General features: G+C 66.2%; 22 protein-coding genes. 7 read left to right on the top strand and 15 right to left on the bottom strand.

Annotated features, from left to right (window positions below; translation table 11 throughout):
- Positions 1 to 112 (top strand): IS3 family transposase (locus AC5P6A_RS20605; RefSeq protein ID WP_288042072.1); only part of this gene is annotated, 112 nt, incomplete at its 5' end.
- A gap of 489 nt (positions 113 to 601) precedes the next feature.
- On the opposite strand, the gene AC5P6A_RS20610 is transcribed toward AC5P6A_RS20605, so the two are convergent.
- The 6 genes from AC5P6A_RS20610 to AC5P6A_RS20635 all read right to left on the bottom strand — a co-directional run bounded on the left by AC5P6A_RS20610 (position 602) and on the right by AC5P6A_RS20635 (position 4,486).
- Positions 602 to 1,054: a hypothetical protein gene (locus tag AC5P6A_RS20610; RefSeq protein ID WP_151356488.1), complete on the bottom strand. Its 453-nt coding sequence runs from the start codon at positions 1,052 to 1,054 to the stop codon at positions 602 to 604.
- The gene (locus AC5P6A_RS20615; protein WP_058981420.1) at positions 1,051 to 1,254 is read right to left on the bottom strand and encodes a PspC domain-containing protein; all 204 of its coding nucleotides are present in this window, start codon (positions 1,252 to 1,254) and stop codon (positions 1,051 to 1,053) included. The genes AC5P6A_RS20610 and AC5P6A_RS20615 overlap by 4 nt, the downstream gene beginning before the upstream one ends.
- Before the next feature lie 64 nt (positions 1,255 to 1,318).
- Positions 1,319 to 1,687 carry a YfeK family protein gene (locus AC5P6A_RS20620; protein ID WP_026347052.1) on the bottom strand — a complete coding sequence of 123 codons (369 nt, stop codon included), beginning with the start codon at positions 1,685 to 1,687 and terminating at the stop codon, positions 1,319 to 1,321.
- A gap of 33 nt (positions 1,688 to 1,720) precedes the next feature.
- On the bottom strand, positions 1,721 to 2,788 hold the full coding sequence (gene phaC, locus AC5P6A_RS20625; RefSeq protein WP_495222404.1) for a class III poly(R)-hydroxyalkanoic acid synthase subunit PhaC: 1,068 nt from the start codon (positions 2,786 to 2,788) through the stop codon (positions 1,721 to 1,723).
- Complete coding sequence (gene phaE / locus AC5P6A_RS20630) at positions 2,785 to 3,849, bottom strand: class III poly(R)-hydroxyalkanoic acid synthase subunit PhaE (protein WP_180877814.1); 1,065 nt, start codon at positions 3,847 to 3,849, stop codon at positions 2,785 to 2,787. The genes phaC and phaE overlap by 4 nt, the downstream gene beginning before the upstream one ends.
- A gap of 22 nt (positions 3,850 to 3,871) precedes the next feature.
- The gene (locus tag AC5P6A_RS20635) at positions 3,872 to 4,486 is read right to left on the bottom strand and encodes a CDP-alcohol phosphatidyltransferase family protein (protein ID WP_019660264.1); all 615 of its coding nucleotides are present in this window, start codon (positions 4,484 to 4,486) and stop codon (positions 3,872 to 3,874) included.
- A gap of 350 nt (positions 4,487 to 4,836) precedes the next feature.
- Here AC5P6A_RS20635 and AC5P6A_RS20640 point away from each other — a divergent pair, with 350 nt between their 5' ends.
- On the top strand, positions 4,837 to 5,481 hold the full coding sequence (locus AC5P6A_RS20640; protein WP_258010042.1) for a class I SAM-dependent methyltransferase: 645 nt from the start codon (positions 4,837 to 4,839) through the stop codon (positions 5,479 to 5,481).
- A 119-nt stretch (positions 5,482 to 5,600) separates the two neighbouring features.
- Here the strand turns inward: AC5P6A_RS20640 and AC5P6A_RS20645 are convergent, their stop codons facing one another.
- The 5 genes from AC5P6A_RS20645 to ppsR all read right to left on the bottom strand — a co-directional run bounded on the left by AC5P6A_RS20645 (position 5,601) and on the right by ppsR (position 9,870).
- Positions 5,601 to 6,968: an MATE family efflux transporter gene (locus tag AC5P6A_RS20645; RefSeq protein WP_495222405.1), complete on the bottom strand. Its 1,368-nt coding sequence runs from the start codon at positions 6,966 to 6,968 to the stop codon at positions 5,601 to 5,603.
- Between the two features lie 117 nt (positions 6,969 to 7,085).
- Positions 7,086 to 7,697 (bottom strand): DUF2239 family protein, encoded by a 612-nt coding sequence (locus tag AC5P6A_RS20650; protein ID WP_171952763.1) that lies wholly within the window; start codon positions 7,695 to 7,697, stop codon positions 7,086 to 7,088.
- A gap of 143 nt (positions 7,698 to 7,840) precedes the next feature.
- Entirely contained in the window at positions 7,841 to 8,329 is a 489-nt protein-coding gene (locus AC5P6A_RS20655) for an NUDIX hydrolase (RefSeq protein ID WP_005410095.1), read from the bottom strand.
- Between the two features lie 41 nt (positions 8,330 to 8,370).
- Complete coding sequence (locus tag AC5P6A_RS20660) at positions 8,371 to 8,880, bottom strand: DUF1249 domain-containing protein (RefSeq protein ID WP_134730765.1); 510 nt, start codon at positions 8,878 to 8,880, stop codon at positions 8,371 to 8,373.
- 168 nt (positions 8,881 to 9,048) lie between these two features.
- Entirely contained in the window at positions 9,049 to 9,870 is an 822-nt protein-coding gene (gene ppsR, locus AC5P6A_RS20665; protein WP_005417170.1) for a posphoenolpyruvate synthetase regulatory kinase/phosphorylase PpsR, read from the bottom strand.
- A 144-nt stretch (positions 9,871 to 10,014) separates the two neighbouring features.
- Between ppsR and ppsA the strand changes: the two genes are divergently transcribed.
- The 3 genes from ppsA to AC5P6A_RS20680 all read left to right on the top strand — a co-directional run bounded on the left by ppsA (position 10,015) and on the right by AC5P6A_RS20680 (position 14,331).
- Positions 10,015 to 12,393 carry a phosphoenolpyruvate synthase gene (gene ppsA / locus AC5P6A_RS20670; protein ID WP_171952764.1) on the top strand — a complete coding sequence of 793 codons (2,379 nt, stop codon included), beginning with the start codon at positions 10,015 to 10,017 and terminating at the stop codon, positions 12,391 to 12,393.
- 159 nt (positions 12,394 to 12,552) lie between these two features.
- The gene (locus AC5P6A_RS20675; protein WP_171952765.1) at positions 12,553 to 13,326 is read left to right on the top strand and encodes a hypothetical protein; all 774 of its coding nucleotides are present in this window, start codon (positions 12,553 to 12,555) and stop codon (positions 13,324 to 13,326) included.
- Positions 13,327 to 13,437: 111 nt separating this feature from the next.
- The gene (locus AC5P6A_RS20680) at positions 13,438 to 14,331 is read left to right on the top strand and encodes a mechanosensitive ion channel domain-containing protein (RefSeq protein WP_171952766.1); all 894 of its coding nucleotides are present in this window, start codon (positions 13,438 to 13,440) and stop codon (positions 14,329 to 14,331) included.
- Between the two features lie 168 nt (positions 14,332 to 14,499).
- Here AC5P6A_RS20680 and AC5P6A_RS20685 read toward each other — a convergent pair whose 3' ends face one another.
- Together AC5P6A_RS20685 and AC5P6A_RS20690 are read right to left on the bottom strand one after the other, a co-directional pair.
- The gene (locus tag AC5P6A_RS20685) at positions 14,500 to 15,615 is read right to left on the bottom strand and encodes an alkene reductase (protein WP_155029768.1); all 1,116 of its coding nucleotides are present in this window, start codon (positions 15,613 to 15,615) and stop codon (positions 14,500 to 14,502) included.
- Positions 15,616 to 15,754: 139 nt separating this feature from the next.
- Positions 15,755 to 16,630, bottom strand: a complete 876-nt coding sequence (locus AC5P6A_RS20690; RefSeq protein WP_180877816.1) for an EcsC family protein — start codon at positions 16,628 to 16,630, stop codon at positions 15,755 to 15,757.
- 121 nt (positions 16,631 to 16,751) lie between these two features.
- Between AC5P6A_RS20690 and AC5P6A_RS20695 the strand changes: the two genes are divergently transcribed.
- Positions 16,752 to 17,306, top strand: a complete 555-nt coding sequence (locus AC5P6A_RS20695; RefSeq protein ID WP_346715065.1) for a DUF4189 domain-containing protein — start codon at positions 16,752 to 16,754, stop codon at positions 17,304 to 17,306.
- Positions 17,307 to 17,419: 113 nt separating this feature from the next.
- Here the strand turns inward: AC5P6A_RS20695 and orn are convergent, their stop codons facing one another.
- Positions 17,420 to 17,992, bottom strand: a complete 573-nt coding sequence (gene orn, locus AC5P6A_RS20700; protein WP_019660274.1) for an oligoribonuclease — start codon at positions 17,990 to 17,992, stop codon at positions 17,420 to 17,422.
- A 74-nt stretch (positions 17,993 to 18,066) separates the two neighbouring features.
- The gene (gene tadA / locus AC5P6A_RS20705; protein ID WP_019660275.1) at positions 18,067 to 18,591 is read right to left on the bottom strand and encodes a tRNA adenosine(34) deaminase TadA; all 525 of its coding nucleotides are present in this window, start codon (positions 18,589 to 18,591) and stop codon (positions 18,067 to 18,069) included.
- Positions 18,592 to 18,775: 184 nt separating this feature from the next.
- On the opposite strand from tadA, the gene AC5P6A_RS20710 reads away from it, so the two are divergent.
- On the top strand, positions 18,776 to 19,213 hold the full coding sequence (locus tag AC5P6A_RS20710; protein WP_010484891.1) for an acetyltransferase: 438 nt from the start codon (positions 18,776 to 18,778) through the stop codon (positions 19,211 to 19,213).
- The last annotated feature ends 44 nt before the right edge of the window (positions 19,214 to 19,257 follow it).

Here is a 19,257-nt window from a genome sequence, read left to right on the forward strand (position 1 = left end):
GCTGGTGGAATACATCCAGTACTACAACCAAGAGCGAATCAAATTGAAATTGAAGGGCCTGAGCCCGGTACAGTACCGGGAGCAGGCCCAACAGGCCCAATCGGCCGCCTGACCCCTGTCCAAGTCTCGGGGGTCACTTCATCCATGGGGGCTTGGCCGCGGCATCCATGCCGCGGACACCCCGCCCTACCCACCCTCCCGGCCGCTGACAGATTCCTGGTGCCTGCCGCCACCCACGGAGAATAAAAAGAAGATCAAAAGCAGAAGCAGCCGGGCTGGCCGCTTTTTTGTTGTAGAGCCGAGCCTGCGCTCGGCTTCGCGAGCTGGCCTGAAAGCAGCCGAGCGCGGGCTCGGCTCTACACGAGCAAGCGCAGCGCGCGACCCGCTTCTGCTGTTCTTTTTCTTTTCCGTGGCTGGACGCGGCCGGGAACTGTCAGCGGCCGGGCGGGATGGGTTCGCGGGACCGTTGGCGCCATGGATGGCGCCATCGAGCCCCCATGGATGGGTTTACGGCGTGTCCCGCGAACCCATCCCGCCCGGCCCAATCGCATGAAACGTATTCCGCGACCACGCCACGAGGGGCTGCGCCGTTGGCTGGAACCTACGGCCACCAGCCGTGCCCGAACCGGGCAAAATGATCGGCCGCGCGCTCGAATGGATTCCGCGCACTCACCCCGCCACACAGCAGGTACACCGGCAGGTACAGCGGCCCCAGCACCATGTACTGGTACACGTGCGCACGTTCGTGATCATCCAGCCGGATCAGCGGTTCCACGCCCCACCCCGCCTGATGCGCATAGGTGCGGCAGGAAATGCCCAGGTCATGGCCGGTATGCAGGATCACGTTCCCCAGCGTGATCGCCCCGCCTGGCCCCCACGGCCAGCGGTCGAACACCAGCGCACAGTCGCGCGCGCTCCAACGCAATGACGCGCCGCCGAGCATACCGGCCAGGCCGCCAATCAGGCCGAGCAGCGAATTGGGCAACGTCCATGCTGCGCCCAGCATCTGCAGCGCACGCAGCCACAGCGGCCAGGGTCGAGCGGCCGTGTTCAATCGGCCTCGTTCGGCATCAGCAGCCACAGGATCAGGTAGATCAGAATGCCGGGGAAGGCGGCCGAGCCAATCGATATCAGCACGAACACGATCCGCACCAGCGTGGGGTTCCAGCCGAAGCGGTGGGCGATGCCGCCCATCACGCCGGCGATCATGCGATCGTTCAATGAGCGCGACAGCGTCTTGGGCGTGGTGTTCATGGCAGCGGCTCCGGGAAACGGACAAGGCAGTCGAGCATGGCTCGACTCTACACCGCCCCGATGTCTACGGCGTGCGGTGGCGCAGGGCCTGCAGGCGTGCGCCGAACCAGGTGGCTGCGGTCTGTTCAGGCTGACCCGGGCACTGGATGCGGTAAGGCTTGCCGCTCATGCTGCTCTGGCTGGCGGCGCGCTCGATGAACTGCTCGGCGCTGTCCACCATGTCCTTCTTCAGCAGGTAGTCGTACTTGCGCTGCAGATGGGCGCGCGCATCGCTGCCGTCGTACCAGCTGCCATTGCGCTGGAACCGGCACTGCGAGCCGTCCAGGCTGGCGATCAACTGGGCGATCTCCCGCCGTGCATCCGCACTGGGTGCGGCCTGGGCAAGTGGCGCTGCCAGCAGTACCGCAAGAATCAACAAAATCCGGTACGTCATCATCCCCCCAGGTCAGTCGAGCAGGGCCCGACTCTACAGGTCGCGCGCCTTCAGCCAGCCATCGATCGTGGCCGGCACTTCGCGCTGCGCACGGCCGGAAACGTAGATGCCGATATGCCCACCACGGAAACTGGACTCGGTGTAGTCATCCGTACCCAGGCGCCCACGCATCGCGCGCGAAGCATCCGGTGGCACCAGATGGTCCTGTTCTGCATAGATGTTCAGCACCGGCAGGGTCACCTGCGACAGATCCACCGCTTCCTCGCCGATCCGCACCGTGCCGTTCATCAATCCGTTGCCCTGGTAGAACTGCTTGATGAAGTCGCGGAACGCCTCGCCCGCCAGATCCGGTGAATCGAAGATCCACTTCTCCATGCGCAGGAAGTCCTCCAGCGCCGCCTTGTCATCGAGGATGTCGAGCAGGCCCACGTACTTCTGCACATTGAGGCGGAACGGCTTGAGCATCAGGTAACTGGCATTCATCAGGTCGGCCGGGATGTTGCCCAGCGTATCCACCAGCAGGTCCACATCCACCTGCCGCGCCCAGTGCGAGAGCATGTTGTCGGCCGTCTGGAAATCGACCGGGGTGACCATGGTGATCAGCTTGCCCAGCTTCTGCCGGCGCAACGCGGCGTAGCAGAGTGCGAACACGCCGCCTTGGCAGATACCCAGCAGGTCGACCGGGCCACCACTGCGCGCACGCAACGCATCGACGGCACCATCGATGTAGCGCAGCAGGTAGTCCTCCAGGGTCTGGAAGCGCTCCGAGCGATCCGGGTAGCCCCAGTCCAGCACGTACACGTCCTGGCCCAGCGCCAGCAGCTTCTGCACCAGCGAACGGTCGGCCTGCAGGTCGACCATGTACGGACGGTTGACCAGCGCGTAGACGATCAGCAGCGGCGTACGCCGGGTCGGTGACTGTTCGCCGACGAAGCGGCACAGCACCACCTTGCCGTCGCGCCAGACTTCCTCGCGCGCGGTCACGCCATAGTCCACGTCTTCCACCTGCGGCAGCAGCTTCAGCCCTTCCATCAGCTTGCGCTGCATGGCCAGGGTTTCCTGCATCAGGTCATCGGCGTTGAAGCCCAGCGGCCCCTTCATCGGTCACGCGTCCGAGTGGAAGTGCGAGGTGCGGACTTTTTCGCTGACGCCTTTTTCGCAGCCGCCTTCTTTGCCGGCGCGGCCTTCTTCGCGGCCTTGCGTACGGCCGGCTTCACCTTCGCCGGCGCCGGCTGCGCCACTGGGTCCACCTCGGCAGTTCCAGCCAGCGCCGCCACCTGTGCCTGCAGGCGGCGCAGGCTGCGCTCCAGCTCGGCGATACGGCGGTGTGCGGCATCCATCTCGCTGCGGGTCGGCAGGCCGATACGTTCACTCATCTGTTCCACCTCGCGCTGCAGGCCGGCACGCAGGCGCATCTGCGCGTTGCCCAGCGAGGCGTACACCTGCTGGAACGGTTCGGACATGGCGACCTTGGCGTAGGCCTCCTCGGCCACTTCGATCCACAGGTCGAACATCGCGCGGGCGCTGGTCAGCTGGCTGCCCGGCTGTTCGTGCTCGGCCAGGCGCTGCTCGAACAACGCAAAGGCCTCGTCCAGTGCCCGCTTGATCAGGTCGACATAGGCGCGCGAATGCTGCTGGTATTCTTCCTGCGCACGCAGCAGGGCCTGCCAGCGCGCCTGGTGCTCGCGGCCGGGGCCGAATGCCGGGCTCTGCAGCCATGGGCCCGCCTGCAGCTGGAACTGCTGCAGCCATGCGGCGAATTCGGGCACGGCGGCGCCGGCGTGGGTGCTGCCACGGGCCCCTTGCAGCATCCATTGCAGCATGCCATCGCCCTGCCCCTGCACCGCCTCACGCCAGGCCTGGGCCACATCGGCACTGCTGGCGTCGCGGCCGGCAAACCGAGCGGCGACCTCTTGCATGGTGCCGTACCAGCTCCCGGCCTGTTCGCGGAACCGGCGCACGGCATCTTCCGGCGCGCCTGGGCCCTGCTCCGGCAACAGCTGGCCCCACCAGTCGAACAGGCGCTGCCAGCTGCCCGGGTCGTCGCCCGCCGGTGCGCTGGGCGTGCCCGCGTGGCGCAGGGCATCGCCCCAGGCGCCGAAGTACTGCCGGGCCAGGGTCTCGAAATCACTGCTGCCGGCGTCGTGGGCCGAGCTGGTCATCGCAGGCCTCCGCAGGGCTGGCTCATGGCTTGGGAATGCGCAGGGTCTTGCTGATCATCAGCGACCCGGACAGGGCGAACAGCAGCACCATCGGGTGCAGCTGCCACGGGCCGATCTGCCACTGGCCGAACCAGATGTTCTGGCCGATGGCATCGGTACCGGCGGCGATCGCCAGCACGATCACCAGCACCAGGCTGGTCGGGATAGGGGTGCCTTCAAAATACGTGACCTTGCCCTCGTCGCCGGTCATTGCCTCGGCGGTGACGTTGTAGCGCGCCAGGCGGCTGACGCCACAGCAGACGAAATAGCTCAGCACCAGCCAGTCCCAGCCGCCCTGCATGCCACATGCATAGGCCAGCGCCGCCGGCGCGACGCCGAACGAGATCACGTCGGACAGCGAATCCAGCTCGCGCCCCAGGGTGGAGCTGGACTTGCGCCAGCGCGCGATGCGGCCGTCGAGGGCGTCGAAGATGAAGGCCAGCGGTATCAGCGCCATGCCGAACAGCAGGTAGCCGCGCTCGCCGTCCTGCAGGAAGCGCATTGCGGCAAACACCGCACCGGTGCCGCAGAAAGCATTGGCCAAGGTGAACCAGTCGGCCAGCTGGAATTCGCGCAGCATCGAGAAGTGACGTTTCATGGGGTCTCACGGAGCATCGAGGCCCACAGGTTACCGCGAGCGCCGCTGCCGGCGACAGCGCCGGCAGGCCGCGGCCTTCACCGTTCCCTCACGCGCCCTCACCGGCGGTGAATTTTTCGCCACCCATCTTGACAGCCTAGGGGGGTGGCGCCTGTCGCGGTTTATCCACAAAGTTGCCCACGCGTAATCCACACCCCCTGTGGACAACCAGATCTCACCGACTGCGACGCTGGACATTTCCTCATCACCCTGCAGCGGGGTTTCCCTACTTCCCAAGCCGCAAGGTCAGCGCTATGGTCATCGGCGGACCCGCCGCCGCCACGTCCGAATCTCTTCGATGGACGACGACGATGCTGGATGCTTCCACCCTGGCCGCGCAGCTGCGGCAGCCCCATGGCGACGCCGCACTGGCGGTGGCCGACTCGATGAACCGCAGCAACAGCGCCCTGAACCTGGCCGCGATCGGGCTGCTGGCGGTGGCGGCCGGCGAACGCATCCTGGAGATCGGCCCCGGCAATGCGGCCTTCGCGCCCCATCTGTTGCAAAGGCCGGGCAGCCAGTACCTGGGCGTTGAACTGTCCGCCGCCATGGTCGAGGCCGGCAACCGGCGGCTGGCCAGTGCCGGCCTGGGCGACCGGGCCGCGATGCGGCTTGGCGATGCCCATGCGCTGCCGGTGGACGAGGCATCCGTGGATGCCGCACTGGCGGTCAACACCCTGTACTTCTGGCCCAACCTGGCCCCGGTGCTGGACGAGCTTGCGCGCGTACTGCGCCGGGGAGGGCGGCTGTGCCTGGCGTTCGGCGATGCGGCCTTCATGCGCAGCCTGCCGTTTGCCGCCGATTTCCAGCTGCACGAACTGGACGCAGTTGAGCTGGCGATGCGCGTGTCGGGATTCAACATCTCGGCCTGGCGCAGCCATCGCGAAACTGCTGCCGGCAATGACGGGCAGACGCGGGAGAAGCATTTCCACCTGCTGCTGGCGCATCGGCGCTGATTGCCGCCGGGCATGGCCCGGCGCTACCCGACCCGCATCGGCGTGGATTTTCGCCGGATGCGATCCGACCGAGCGGTGGAGCCGGCCGCTGGCCGGCTGCCCCGGCAATGGCGCTGCGGTCAGGCCGCCGCCGGCAACCGGCTGCGCCACCTCGCGAAACACATCATCTGCAACACCAGCATCGCCACCAGTCCCAGCGGCCACGCCCACCACAGGCCGGTCAGCCCGTGCCGCGCCTGCAGCCACATCGCCAGTGGCAGCTCCAGCAGCAACACCGCTGTCATGCCCAGCAACGCCGGCAGCAGCACAGTCCCGCTGCCGCGCATCACGCCGACCAGCACCGTGGTGCCGCCCATCGCCAGCACGCCCCACACCACCGTGCGCAGCTGAAGTGCGGCCAGTTCACGCACCTCCGGCGCCGCCAGGATCAGGCCGGTCAGCCACGGCGCCAGCGCCATCACCAGCAGCACCACGACCGTCAGCATCGCCAGGCCCAGCAGCACCCCGGTGCGGGCAATGGCGGGCAATCGTGCCGCACGTCCTGCCCCCATCGCATGCGCGGCGAGGATGGTGGCGGTGATGCCCAGCGACATGGCCGGCAGCTGCACCCAGCTCATCAACTGGTTGACCGCACCGTAGGCCGCCGTGGCGGTGTAGCCATAGCGGTTGATCCAGCCGAGCAACACGATCTCGGCAATGGCCAGGCTAAGCATCTGCAGCGAGGACGGCACGCCGATGCGCAGCATCGAACGAATGATCGCGCCATCGAAACGGATGGCCCGCAGCAGCTCATGGCCGGGTGCCAGCGGATGCCCCAGGCGATGCCAGCTCCACAGCAACCAGACCAACGCCAGCAGCGAGGCAAATGCTGCCGACACCGCGGCACTGGCCGCGCCCAGCTGCGGCAGGCCGCCCCAGCCGAGGATCAGCAGTGGCGTGCACAGCAGGCCGAGCACGGTCGCCAGCAGCAGCGCGTGCAGCGGCGTCTTTGCATCACCCACCGCGCGGCTCACGGCCGTCGCCAGCCACAGCAGGAAGAACACCGGCGCACTCAGCAGCAGCACCCGCGCATAGACGATGGCCTCGCCGAGGACCGGCGCCGGCGTCCCCAGTGCCGCCAGCATCTGCGGCGCGAACACGCCGCCCACGCCCATCACCAGCAGCGACAACAGCAGGGCAAGCGCCACCGCGCTGCCGGCCACGGCGCGTGCCCGCTGCGGTTGGCCAGCGCCCCAGGCCTGGCCGATCAGCACCATTGCGCCCGTCGCCAGGCCCATCACCAGGGCCATCAGCAGGAAGAACACCGGGAAGAACGCAGCGGCGGCAGCCACCGCCTGCGTGCCAAGCAGATGGCCGAGGTAGACGTTGTCCAGCGTGCCGGCGGCCAGCTGCAGTGCATTGGTCATCAGCATGGGCAGCAGCAGGGCCGGGTAGGTGCGCGACAGCGGCGGCGCAACCGGAGGTGTCGCGTGTGCGGAAAGGCTCATGGGGTTTCTCTGGGCAAGGCGCTGCCCTGCCGGCGTTTCCGCCAGCAAAGCAAGCACGAGGGACCGGGCCGTGGCCCGCGATCAGGTGGCGCCGCCGTTCAACGACGGCGCGATGGATCAGCCGTCAGCGCTGTCGAACGCCAGACGCAGGGCGTGGTCGCGCACATCCCTGGGCCAGGAATGCAGCACCGCTTCCAGGCCCGCACGGTCATGCGCGAACAGCACGCGGATGGCCTCCTCGAAGCCCGGCAGGTCGCCGGCGATGGTCTGCAGGAAGTGATAGGCGCGTTCGGCATCGCGCCGCCGGTCCTTGTCCGCACCGGCGCGGCTGGCCGTCTCCACCAGTTTTCGCAATGCCACCGAGGCGCCGCCCGGCTGCTCGGCCAGCCAGGCCCAATGGCGCGGCAGCAAGGTCACTTCACGGGCGACCACGCCCAGCTTGGGGCGGCCACGGCCACGCGGGGTCGCAGCGTCTTCGGCAGTGATTTCGGCATCCGCCTCGTCAGAGGGGGGAAACGCTTCGGTTACCCGCGCCAGCAGTTCCTCGTCACTGCCGCGCGTATCGAAATCGCGGGTGCGACCGGTGGCGTTGTCGAACACCAGCAATGGTCCGGCAGCGTTGTCGGCGCGCAGCCGCTTGAGCGCCAGTGCCGCCACTTCCGGGCTGCCGCAGGCAACGAGGCGGTGGCCGTCGAAACAACTGAAAGGAGGGAGTCGGGACGCAGGCATGGCAATGGCATCAGAGGTGATGCGCGAATATTACCCGGGTAATTTATGACTGTCAATATTGCCCGGATATTAATCGACCAAAAGAGCGTGCCAACCCAGATTGGCACTCCCCGGAATGGTTGGCACCTCCCCGATTCACCGGGTCACAGCCGGCTGTAGGACCAACTGACCATGCGCCCGTCCTTGTACGGCATAACCCCGTGGAACGGGCGCGGGTCGGCGTCGAACACCAGCGGCAGGAAGTTGCGGTCGCCCTCCCACATCGGCAGCGTGTCCAGCTTGTCCAGGTCCACCCACTCCAGCGTGCCCTCATGGTTGCCGCCGTGCGGGGTGCCTTCGAAACTGTCGATGACGAACACGAAGCCCAGCCAGTCCTCACCGTGCTTGCCGAATCCCGGCCAGCTGATGGTGCCGCGCAGGCGCATGCCGGTGCAGTCGATGCCGGCTTCCTCGGCGATCTCGCGACGCATGCCTGCCGCGACGTCTTCAGTCGGTTCGATCTTGCCACCCAGCCCGTTGTACTTGCCCAGATGATGGTCACCGGGACGGGTATTGCGATGGATCATCAGCACCTGGCGACGATCGGGCGACAGCACGTAGCCCAGGGTGGCGACGATCGGGGTGTACGGCATGGGCAGCATCCAGCGGCAGGTGAGCCGTGGATTATGGCCGATCAGCGCACCAGCGACAGGCGGCGTTCGGCGGGCGCCGCGACGCCATCGGCATCGCGGCGCAGCGTGGCCACGCCGTGGCCGCGCTCGGCCAGGTACTCCAGCCACTTGCCGAGGAAGGTGTTCATCCGCATGCGGTGGCTGATCAGCTCCGCCGGCGGCGGGTACAGCCCCATGGTGTCCTGCCAGCGGCGGCCGACGTAGCAGTGGGTGGTCTCGGCCTGGCGCGCGTCACGGTACAGGCGAACATAGGCCGATGGATCAGGCTCGCCAGTGACCGGGTCGGCCAGGTCGTAGGTCAGCCGCAGTTCCACCGTGTAGCGGTGGCACTCGATCACGTCCAGGCGAACGTCCAGGCCATCGCCGACCGAGGAGACGTAGCTGCCCGTCATCAGTCCAGCCGGTTCGAACAGGCGCACCAGATGGCGGTAGTTCTCCGCGTACAGGCCCATGAGCCAGCTCAGCCGGCTCAGGCGGGGAATGCGTTCGGTACGGGGCAAGGCTCGGGCCATGGGTCGATCCTACACGTTGGTGCTTCAACGTGGGGGCGGGATCACCCCGACCAAAGGGGCTCGGTATCGACCAACGGTCGATACCCACCGTGCAGGAGGGTCGATGCCCCAGCGCAGGAGGGTCATCACCCCGGAGGTAGGCCACGACCGTTGGTCGTGGCGCACGGATCAATACAGCTCGCGCTGCAGCCCCAGCGTGGCCAGCACCTTGCTGGAAATCTCCTCGATCGAGGTATGCGTGGTGCTCAGGGTCGGAATCCGCTCCATGCGGAACATGGTCTCGGCCGCGGCCACCTCGCGCTTGCAGGTGTCCAGGTTGGCGTAGCGCGAGTTCGGGCGGCGCTCCTGGCGGATCTGCTGCAGGCGGTCCGGGTCGATGGTCAACCCGAAAAGCTTGCGCCGGTAGTTGCGCAGGCGCGGCGGCAGGCGGTCGCTTTCCAGGTCCTCGTCGGTCAACGGGTAGTTGGCCGCGCGCACCCCGTAATGCAGGGCCAGGTAGATGCAGGTGGGCGTCTTGCCGGCGCGCGACACCGCCACCAGGATCACGTCGGCATCGTCGTAGTTCACCGCAATGCCATCGTCATGGGTCAGGGCGAAGTTCATCGCGTTGATGCGGCGGTGGTAGGTATCGAAATCGACCATGCCGTGGGCCTGGCCGACCCGGGCCAGGCGCGGGCTGGCCAGTTCACGCTCCAGGGGCTCGATGAACGGCGCGAACACATCCAGCATCAGCGCCCCGCTGTCGGCCAGGATCAGGCTCAGGCTCTGGTCCACGCAGGAGTTCACCACGATCGGCCGGACCTGGTAGCGCTCACCTGCCGCCTGGATCCGGGCGCAGGCTTCACGCGCTTTTTCGGGGTCGTCGACAAACGACATTCGGTCGGTAATGAAGCTGAATCCGGAGAACTGGGTCAGCAGGCTATGCCCAATGGTTTCAGCGGTGATACCGGTTCCATCGGAAACGTAGAACACCGGACGGATGGTCGACATGCGCGCTTTTACCCCCTACGAAGCTTAAAAAGGCCGCCAGCACAAGCTTGTGCCGACGGTGCTCTGCCCGGCATCATATCGGCTTCTTCCTACGGACGCGGCCACTCAGCCCGCCTCGGGCGATGGCCAAACGGAGCATCGCGCTTGAACGAGAACATCCTGTGGTTGCACGAACTGCGTCTGGCCGATCTGGCCCGCGTAGGCGGCAAGAATTCGTCCCTGGGCGAGATGATCGGCAACCTGGCCGGTCTGGGCGTTTCGGTGCCGGGCGGTTATGCCACCACCGCTGAAGCCTTCAAGGACTTCATCGCGCACAACGACCTGTCCAAGCGCATCTTCGACAGGCTGGCCACGCTGGACGTCGAGGACGTCAATGCGCTGACCGCCGCCGGCAAGGAAATCCGCGGCTGGGTAATCGACGCCCCGCTGCAGCCGCAGCTGGACCAGGACATCCGCACCGCCTACGCCAAGCTGAGCGCCGAGAATGGCGGCGGCGACGTTGCCGTGGCCGTGCGTTCGTCTGCCACCGCCGAGGATCTGCCGGATGCGTCCTTCGCCGGACAGCAGGAAACCTTCCTCAACGTGACCGGTGCCGACGACGTGGTGCACAAGGTCAAGGAAGTGTTCGCCTCGCTGTACAACGACCGCGCCATCGCCTACCGCGTGCACCACGGTTTCAAGCATGAGGACGTGTTCCTGTCCGCCGGCGTGCAGCTGATGGTGCGTTCGGGCGTCGGCTCCTCCGGCGTGCTGTTCACCCTGGACACCGAGTCCGGCTTCCGCGACGTGGTGTTCGTCACCTCCTCGTTCGGCCTGGGCGAGATGGTCGTGCAGGGCGCGGTCAATCCGGACGAATACTACGTCTACAAGCCCACCCTGCAGGCCGGCAAGCCGGCGATCCTGCGCCGCTCGCTCGGCAGCAAGGCGATCCGCATGGTGTATTCGGATGTCCCCGGTGAGCGCGTCCGTATTGAAGACACCCCGGCCGAACTGCGCACCACCTTCTCGATCAGCGACGAGGACGTGCAGGAACTGGCCAAGCAGGCGCTGGTCATCGAAAAGCACTACGGCCGCCCGATGGACATCGAGTGGGCCAAGGACGGTGTCAGCGGCAAGCTGTTCATCGTGCAGGCGCGCCCGGAAACGGTGAAGTCGCGCAGCCACGCCACCCAGATCGAGCGCTTCGCGCTGACCGAGAAGGGCGGCAAGGTGCTGGCCGAAGGCCGTGCCGTCGGCGCCAAGATCGGTTCGGGCGTGGCCCGCGTGGTGAAGACGCTGGACGACATGAACCGCGTGCAGCCGGGCGACGTGCTGATCGCCGACATGACCGATCCCGATTGGGAACCGGTGATGAAGCGCGCCTCGGCCATCGTCACCAACCGCGGTGGCCGCACCTGCCACGCCGCGATCATCGCGCGCGAGCTGGGCGTGCCAGCCGTGGTTGGTTCGGGCAACGCCACCCAGGTCATCGAGGATGGCCAGCTGGTCACCGTCAGCTGCGCTGAAGGCGATACCGGCTTCATCTACGAAGGCAAGCTCGGCTTTGAACGCACCACGACCGATCTGGGCAACATGCCGCCGGCCCCGCTGAAGATCATGATGAACGTGGCCAACCCGGAACGTGCCTTCGACTTCGGTCAGCTGCCGAACGCCGGCATCGGCCTGGCCCGCCTGGAAATGATCATCGCCAGCCACATCGGCATCCATCCGAATGCGCTGCTGGAATACGACCGCCAGGACCCCGCGACCAAGAAGAAGATCGACGAGAAGATCGCCGGCTACGGTGATCCGGTCAGCTTCTACGTGGACCGCCTGGCCGAAGGCATCGCCACCCTCACCGCCTCGGTTGCACCGAACCCGGTGATCGTGCGCCTGTCGGACTTCAAGTCCAACGAGTACGCCAACCTGATCGGCGGCAGCAACTACGAGCCGCACGAAGAGAACCCGATGATCGGCTTCCGCGGCGCCAGCCGTTACGTCGACCCGAGCTTCTCGGCCGCCTTCGCGCTGGAGTGCAGGGCCGTGCTGCGCGTGCGCAACGAAATGGGCCTGGACAACCTGTGGGTCATGATTCCGTTCGTGCGTACCCTGGAAGAAGGCCGCAAGGTCGTCGAGGTGCTGGAACAGAACGGCCTGAAGCAGGGCGAGAACGGCCTGAAGATCATCATGATGTGCGAAGTGCCGTCCAACGCACTGCTCGCCGATGAGTTCCTGGAGATCTTCGACGGCTTCTCGATCGGCTCCAACGACCTGACCCAGCTGAGCCTGGGCCTGGACCGCGACTCGTCGATCGTCGCGCACCTGTTCGACGAACGGAACCCGGCAGTGAAGAAGCTGCTGTCGATGGCGATCAAGGCAGCACGTGCCAAGGGCAAGTACGTCGGCATCTGCGGCCAGGGCCCGTCCGATCACCCCGATCTGGCCGAATGGCTGATGCAGGAAGGCATCGAGTCGGTGTCGCTGAACCCGGACACCGTGGTTGATACCTGGCTGCGCCTGGCCAAGCTGAAGGCCAACGGCTGATCCGGCTGTAAGGCTGATTAAAGAAACCCCGCCTCGGCGGGGTTTCTGCTTTTGGGACCAACTGGGCCGATATGTCATTTGCAACTATTCCAGTAGGCGCCCTGAAATGGCCGACGCACACTGGGAGCACTGGAATCACTTCCCTGCAAGGTTCGCCCCATGACCATCCCATTCGCACTTGGACTGTTCAACTACTCCGGTCCGTTGGCAGGAGCGCGGGAATTCCAGGAGTTTCACGAGTTTGCTATATCCATGCTCGAAGAGCGTGGAGTACAGGCCACCCACTTTGCGTCTGACGGAAAGGGCCACAGCAGCAACTTGGCAAAACTGGGCAATGCAGCACATCGAAGACTTCTGGCCAGTGGCTTCAACGAGCTGACTCTCCTCAGTGTTGTCGCTGTACCCAAAGGAAGTGACGCGCCCGCCTATGATCTGACCGCATCAGTGGACTTCTCCTCCAGTTGTGAGCTTGGAACGGAATTCGTTCTGTTCTCCAAGGACGCTCGCTTTTCTCTGGAACCGCAGTCCTTCCGCGAGCTCCTGGTGGGGCTGATCGCTCTGTATGACTGGGACTTTGGCTACGTCACCCACCCGCCCTTCGAGCGGAGCCCGCAGGCCTACATCATGAGCTACTGCGATGGCACACAGCCGCAGGACGAAGAAGACCGCAACCAGATCTGGTATGACGCCCCGCCAGAGGTGCGCCTGCACAAGGCCCGCAACATTTTCCCGCTTAGTCTGCTCAATCCGGCACAGCTGGGTGCACCCGTCGCGCCCGACAAGACATTGGCTGGGATACTGCAAAGTACCCCCGGCTGCACATTGGAAGAGCTGGTGCCCGGCCGCCTCTGGCTCAGCACGGTAGAACCGCATCTGGTGCAGGGACTACGCTCGCTGCTCAAGGGTACGGGCGCATTGATCGAAGATGGGTGACATCACGTTCATCCCGCCGTGCCGATAATTTGCCCGCATGCAACCCCGCCTCTGCGGGGTCTTCAGTTTTTGGCGTTCTTGAGCGCCGCGCCCGTTCGACAAGGAGCCCGCATGATTGCTACAGCCCCACCCGCCCCCGCCGCAACGCCCTGGTTCCACTCGCTCGACTGGGAGCGCCTGCTGGAAACCTACGGCGTACCGTTGCTGGCCGCGATCGTGGTGCTGCTTGTGGGCCTGTGGGTGGCACGACGCCTGTCCAATGCCATGCCGCGCGCCACTGCGCGCATGGGCGTGGACCCGATGCTGGGCAGCTTCCTGCGCAACGTGGTCTATGCCACCTCACTCGTGATCGTGGCGCTGCTGGCCATCGACACGCTCGGCGTGAAGATCACCCCGCTGCTGGCCGTGCTCGGCACCGCTGGCCTGGCGGTCGGTCTTGCGTTGAAGGATTCGCTGTCCAACATCGCCTCGGGCGTGATGCTGGTGACGCTGCGACCGTTCCGCGTCGGCGATGTGGTGACCGTGGCCGGGCAGACCGGCACGGTGCGCGAAGTGCGCATTTTCCAGACCGTCATCACCGGTGCCGACAACCAGCACACCACCATTCCGAACACGCTGATCACCGCCGCGCCGATTATCAACCTGACCGCCGAGCCGACCCGCCGCGTCGAACTGGTAATCGGCATCGGCTACGAGGACAACATCCAGCTGGCACGCGACACCGCGCTGGCGCTGATGAAGGCGGACCCGCGCGTGCTGCAGACGCCGGCACCGGACGTGGTGGTGTACGAGTTGGGGGCGCATGCGATCAACCTCGGCATCCGCTGCTACGTGAAGTCGGCCGACTGGTTCGGCACCAAGGTCACGCTGCTGGAGCAGCTGAAGCTGGGCTATGACAAGGCCGGCATCAACATTCCGTATCCGCAGCAGGACATGCACCTGTACCTGCATGGAAAGGATGGCAGCGTGGTGGAGGCCGACGCGCTGGTGCGCGACAAGCCCTGATCCATCCCCGGGCTGCCGGCCAGCGGCCGGCACTACCCCCGCCGCCTGACTGAAATGCCGGCCAGCGGCCGGCACTACCCCCTCGCCGCCTGACTGGAATGCCGGCCAGCGGCCGGCACTATCCCTCGCCTCCCGGTAGTGCCGGCCGCTGGCCGGCAGCCTTCAGGATCAGGCCGCGACGCTCTCTTCCAACGTCGGGTAATCGGTGAAGCCGACCGCGCCACCGCCAAAGAACGTCGCGCGATCCGGCGGATTCAGCGCCGCACCGGTACGCAGTCGCTCCGGCAGATCCGGGTTGGCGATGAACGGCCGGCCGAAGCCGATCAGGTCAGCCCAGCCTTCCGCCAGTGCCTGCTCGGCGCGCTCGGCGGTGTACTTGCCGGCGTAGATCAGCGTACCCGGGTAGACCATGCGCAGCGCCTGCTTGAACGCCACCGGCATCAACGGTGCATCGTCCCAATCCGCTTCGGCAATGTGCAGGTAACCCACGCCCAGTTCACCCAGCAGATGCGCGGCCGCCAGATAGGTGGCCTGCGGCGTATCATCCACCGCGCCCTGCAGCGTGGTCAGCGGCGCCAGGCGCACGCCAACGCGATCACCACCGGCTACTGCGACCACCGCCTGCACGACCTCGCGCAGGAAGCGCAGCCGGTTCTGCAGCGAACCGCCATAGCCATCGGTACGCTGGTTGGCCTGCGAGTCGATGAACTGGTTGATCAGGTAGCCATTGGCGCCGTGCAGTTCGACGCCGTCGAAGCCCGCCTCCAGCGCATTGCGGGCGGCCTGCGCGTAATCGGCGACGATGCCCGGAATCTCGTCTTCGCGCAGCGCACGCGGCATCGAATGCTGGATCATCTCGCCGACGCCGGCTTCGGGACCTGCCCCTGTCGGGTCGACGAACACTTTCACGCCATCGGCCAGCAATGCCGAGGAAGACACCGGCGCTGCGCCATCGGGCTGCAGGGCCACATGCGAGACGCGGCCGACGTGCCACAACTGCGCGTAGATGCGGCCACCGGCGGCGTGCACCGCATCGGTCACCTGCCGCCAGCCCTTTACCTGTTCGGGGCTGTGGATGCCCGGCGTCCAGGCATAGCCCTGGCCCTGCGGGCTGATCTGGGTGCCTTCGCTGACAATCAGGCCGGCACCGGCACGCTGCGCGTAGTAGGTCGCCATCTCGGCGGTAGCAACATTGCCGGCAGCCGCACGCGAGCGGGTCATCGGCGGCATCACGATGCGGTTGGGCAGGGTCAGCGGGCCCAGACGGTGGGAGGTGAACAACATGGCGGACATCTCTTGCGGGGGGAGTGCCGCAAAGAATGGGGATGGCGCCCGCCAGGCAACAGGCACGCACTGGCAAAACAGTTGTTCCCCCACGGCAAGGATCACCCGGTACGAGGGCTCATCCACGCATGGCGTGGATCTACTCCACCCTTGGCTCGATCTTTACCGCACCGTGTGCCACGCGGTCATAGCAGGTGCGCACCACATCTTCCCCGTACTTCAACTCCAGCCGGCGCACGATGAAGTGACCACGCGCCATGTCCTGGTAGTAGTCGGTGAACATGGTGTTCAGCGCTGCACCCGCGGCGGCACCAACGACCGGCACCGCCTGCGCGGCGAACTTCTCGGTAACGACCACGCCAAAGCGCGCCGCCACCTTCTCCACCATCTTCGCCAGCAGCTTGCCGGCTTCCTTCGGCGCCACGCCCAGGGTCAGGTCGCGGCCGGTCACCACCCGCCCGGCCAGCTCGGCCGACAGGTGGCGCATCACATCCGTGGTGAAGCCGCGGGCCAGGTAGTAGCCGGTCTCGCTGGCGTCGTCGCGCGGCGAGTTGCCACCGAGCGCGAACACCTCCAGGCACGCCTGCCGGGTGCTGAACTCGGACAGGTCGAAGCCCTCGCTGCGGGCCACGTCGGCCACGGCGCGCATCATGATGGTGGTCGACACCGGCAGTTCGATGAACAAGGCCGCGAAACCAAAGGCACCGCCGACCGCGCCCGAGGTGGCCGCCGCCAGCTTGTGCCAGCGGGTGGACGCCACCTTGCCGGGGGTATTGTCCATGCTCCACAGCGCGGCCTGTGCCGATTTGCTCAGCGCTGCCTGCACCGCACCGTGGATGCGGTTGGAGACCGAGCTGGGCAGCGCCTTCACCGCGAACTCCAGCGGCGTGCCGACCAGATTGGCCATGCGCGCGGTCAGGGTCGGCGCTTCCAGCAGGGCCACCGCGCGCTGCAGGTCGGACCAGTCGCGGGCGTCGTGGGCGATGTCGCGGGGAAGCAGGATGGGCTCGTTCATGGCGCCGATCTTAGCGCCAGGGAGTTGAACGGAGGGTGGTAGCAACCTCGCCACCGGTCTATGATCCCGCCAGCAGCCCCGCTTTCATGGGGCCATGGAACAACCCAGGCAAGGACGCCCCATGCTCGCCCGACTACTGCTGCTCTGCACCCTTTCCCTCGCTGCTCTCGGCCTGCCTCACATCGTCAAGGCCGAAGGTCGATGCCCACCGGGTTCCTACCCTATTGGCGGGCAAGGCGTGTTGGGTTGTGCGCCGATTCCCGGAGGCGGTGGTGGCGATGCCGGACTTGCTCCGTCCATCCCAACCACCCGAGTAAAGATGGGCTCCGAATGGGTTGCATTTGCCCGCTCGCCGAACGGCACACTCCTCGCATGGAGCGTTCGCCAACACAAACAGAAGGCTGCCGAGAAAGAGGCATTGAAGACCTGTAACAAGCGCAGCGGAACACAGTGCGAGATCATTGCCTCGTTCACTGAAAGATGTGCCTACGCATTGCAGCACTACGACACTGGCCAGTTTGAAGTGGTCTTCCGCAGCGACAACGAATTGGCACTCGGCACCGAGGTCGCACGCCAGGCCTGCCCCAACTGCTGCCGACCGGTTCATTTCACTTGCGGCCGGCCAGTCAACCTGTATGGCCGTGGTCCCGACCCCGGACCCAACTGGTCTCCTTGACGGTGGAAACAGGGGGAGCGGTTCTGTCCCCCGTTTCTGAATTGCCGGCCAGCGGCCGGCACTACCAGTTCGCGTGTCACCCGGTAGCGCCGGGCCATGCCCGACGGCGTCGTTCAGGCAGCCGGCAGGCCCGACAGCGCGCCCATGAACTGGCGGTAGTGACGCAGCTCGGCGATTGAATCGTGTACATCGCTCAGCGCGGTATGGTTGCTGTTCTTGCCGACGCCGGCGGCCACGCTCGGCGCCCAGCGCTTGGCCAGCTCCTTCACCGTGGACACGTCCAGGTTGCGGTAGTGGAAGTACTTCTCCAGGCGCGGCATCTGGCGGTGCAGGAAGCGGCGGTCCTGGCAGATCGAGTTGCCGCACATCGGCGAAAGGCCGGCCGGGATCCACTGCGCCAGGAAGTTCACCGTCTGCGCCTCGGCCTGGCCCAGGGTGGTGGTGCTGTCCACCACGCGCTGCCACAGGCCCGAGCGGCGGTGCTGGTTGCGGTTCCACTCATCCATCGCTTCCAGCGTTTCCAGCGGATGGTGGATGGCGAATTCCGGCCCTTCGGCCAGCACGTTCAGCTGGGCATCGGTGACCACGGTGGCGATCTCGATGATCGAATCGTTGTCGGTATCCAACCCGGTCATTTCCAGGTCGATCCAGATCAGTCGCTCGTTGGCCGCGCCGTTGTCCGCCATGTGTCGCCTCGTTGCTGGGCAGGCGCGGGGCCTACCGGTGAAGGAAAGAGGCGCCCATCATACCCGTTCGCCCCTCAGCCCTCGCCGGCGTGGTCTTCCAGCAGCAACGGCGGCTTGCCACGTTTGGCGCGGAAATAATTGGTCAGGCGTGTACTGGCTTCCTTGGCCAGCACCCCGCCGTGAATCTCGACGCGATGGTTGTGGCGGGCGTCGCCAATGAGGTCGAACACGCTGCCGCAGGCGCCCGTCTTGGGGTCACTGGCGCCGTAGACCAGACGGGCGACGCGTGCGTGCACGATCGCCATCGCGCACATCGCGCACGGCTCCAGGGTCACATACAGCGTGCTGCCGAGCAGGCGGTGGTTCGCCAGCAGCTTTCCGCCGGCCCGCATCGCCACGATCTCGGCGTGCGCGCTGGGGTCGTGCGAGGCGATGTTGAGGTTCCAGCCCTCGCCCAGCAGCTGGCCATCGGCACCCACCAGTACCGCACCAACGGGGATCTCGTCGTACTCGCGCTGCGCACGCTCGGCCAGCGCCAGCGCGTGGCGCATCCAGTGTTCATCGGTGTCGTGCACCGGCACGCCCAGGGCGTCGGTCATGGCGGTTCTCGCGTGTGTGCAGGGCCAGGATGGCCGCCGGGGCCGCATTGTACGCCCGCGGCCGTGCAGGCGGCGCGGGTATAGTCGGTGCAATTGCGCGCGACCGGCGGTCCAAGCAGCGAGCGCGCTGAAGCCAGGCTGCAGGCCTCATACTGAGCCCTTCCGCAAGCACCTTGGTGAACCCATGACCACCCTCCGTCCCTCGCGCGCCGATGACGGCGCCGCCCTCGTCGACCTCTGGCGCCGTGCCGTCGACGCCACCCACGACTTCCTCAGCGCCGAAGACCGCCAGGCCATCGATGCCGAAGTGGCCGGTTTCCTGCCGCAGGCGCCGATGACCGTTGCTGTCGATGCACAGGATCGGCCGCTGGGCTTCATGCTGATCGACGGCACGCACATGGAAGCGCTGTTCATCGATCCCGACGTACGTGGTACCGGGATCGGCCGGCAACTGCTGCAACATGCACTTGCCCAGCATCCGCAGCTGAGCACTGACGTCAACGAACAGAACGCACAGGCCGTCGGCTTCTACCTGCGCATGGGCTTCGTCGAAAGCGGCCGCTCACCGCTCGATTCGCAAGGCCGTCCGTATCCGCTCATCCATCTTCGGCATAACGGCTGACATCCGTCGGCAGCGGCCACGTGCTAGCGTGGCTGCTTTCGACC

This window comes from Stenotrophomonas sp. YJH_SMC_20 (assembly GCF_059367845.1).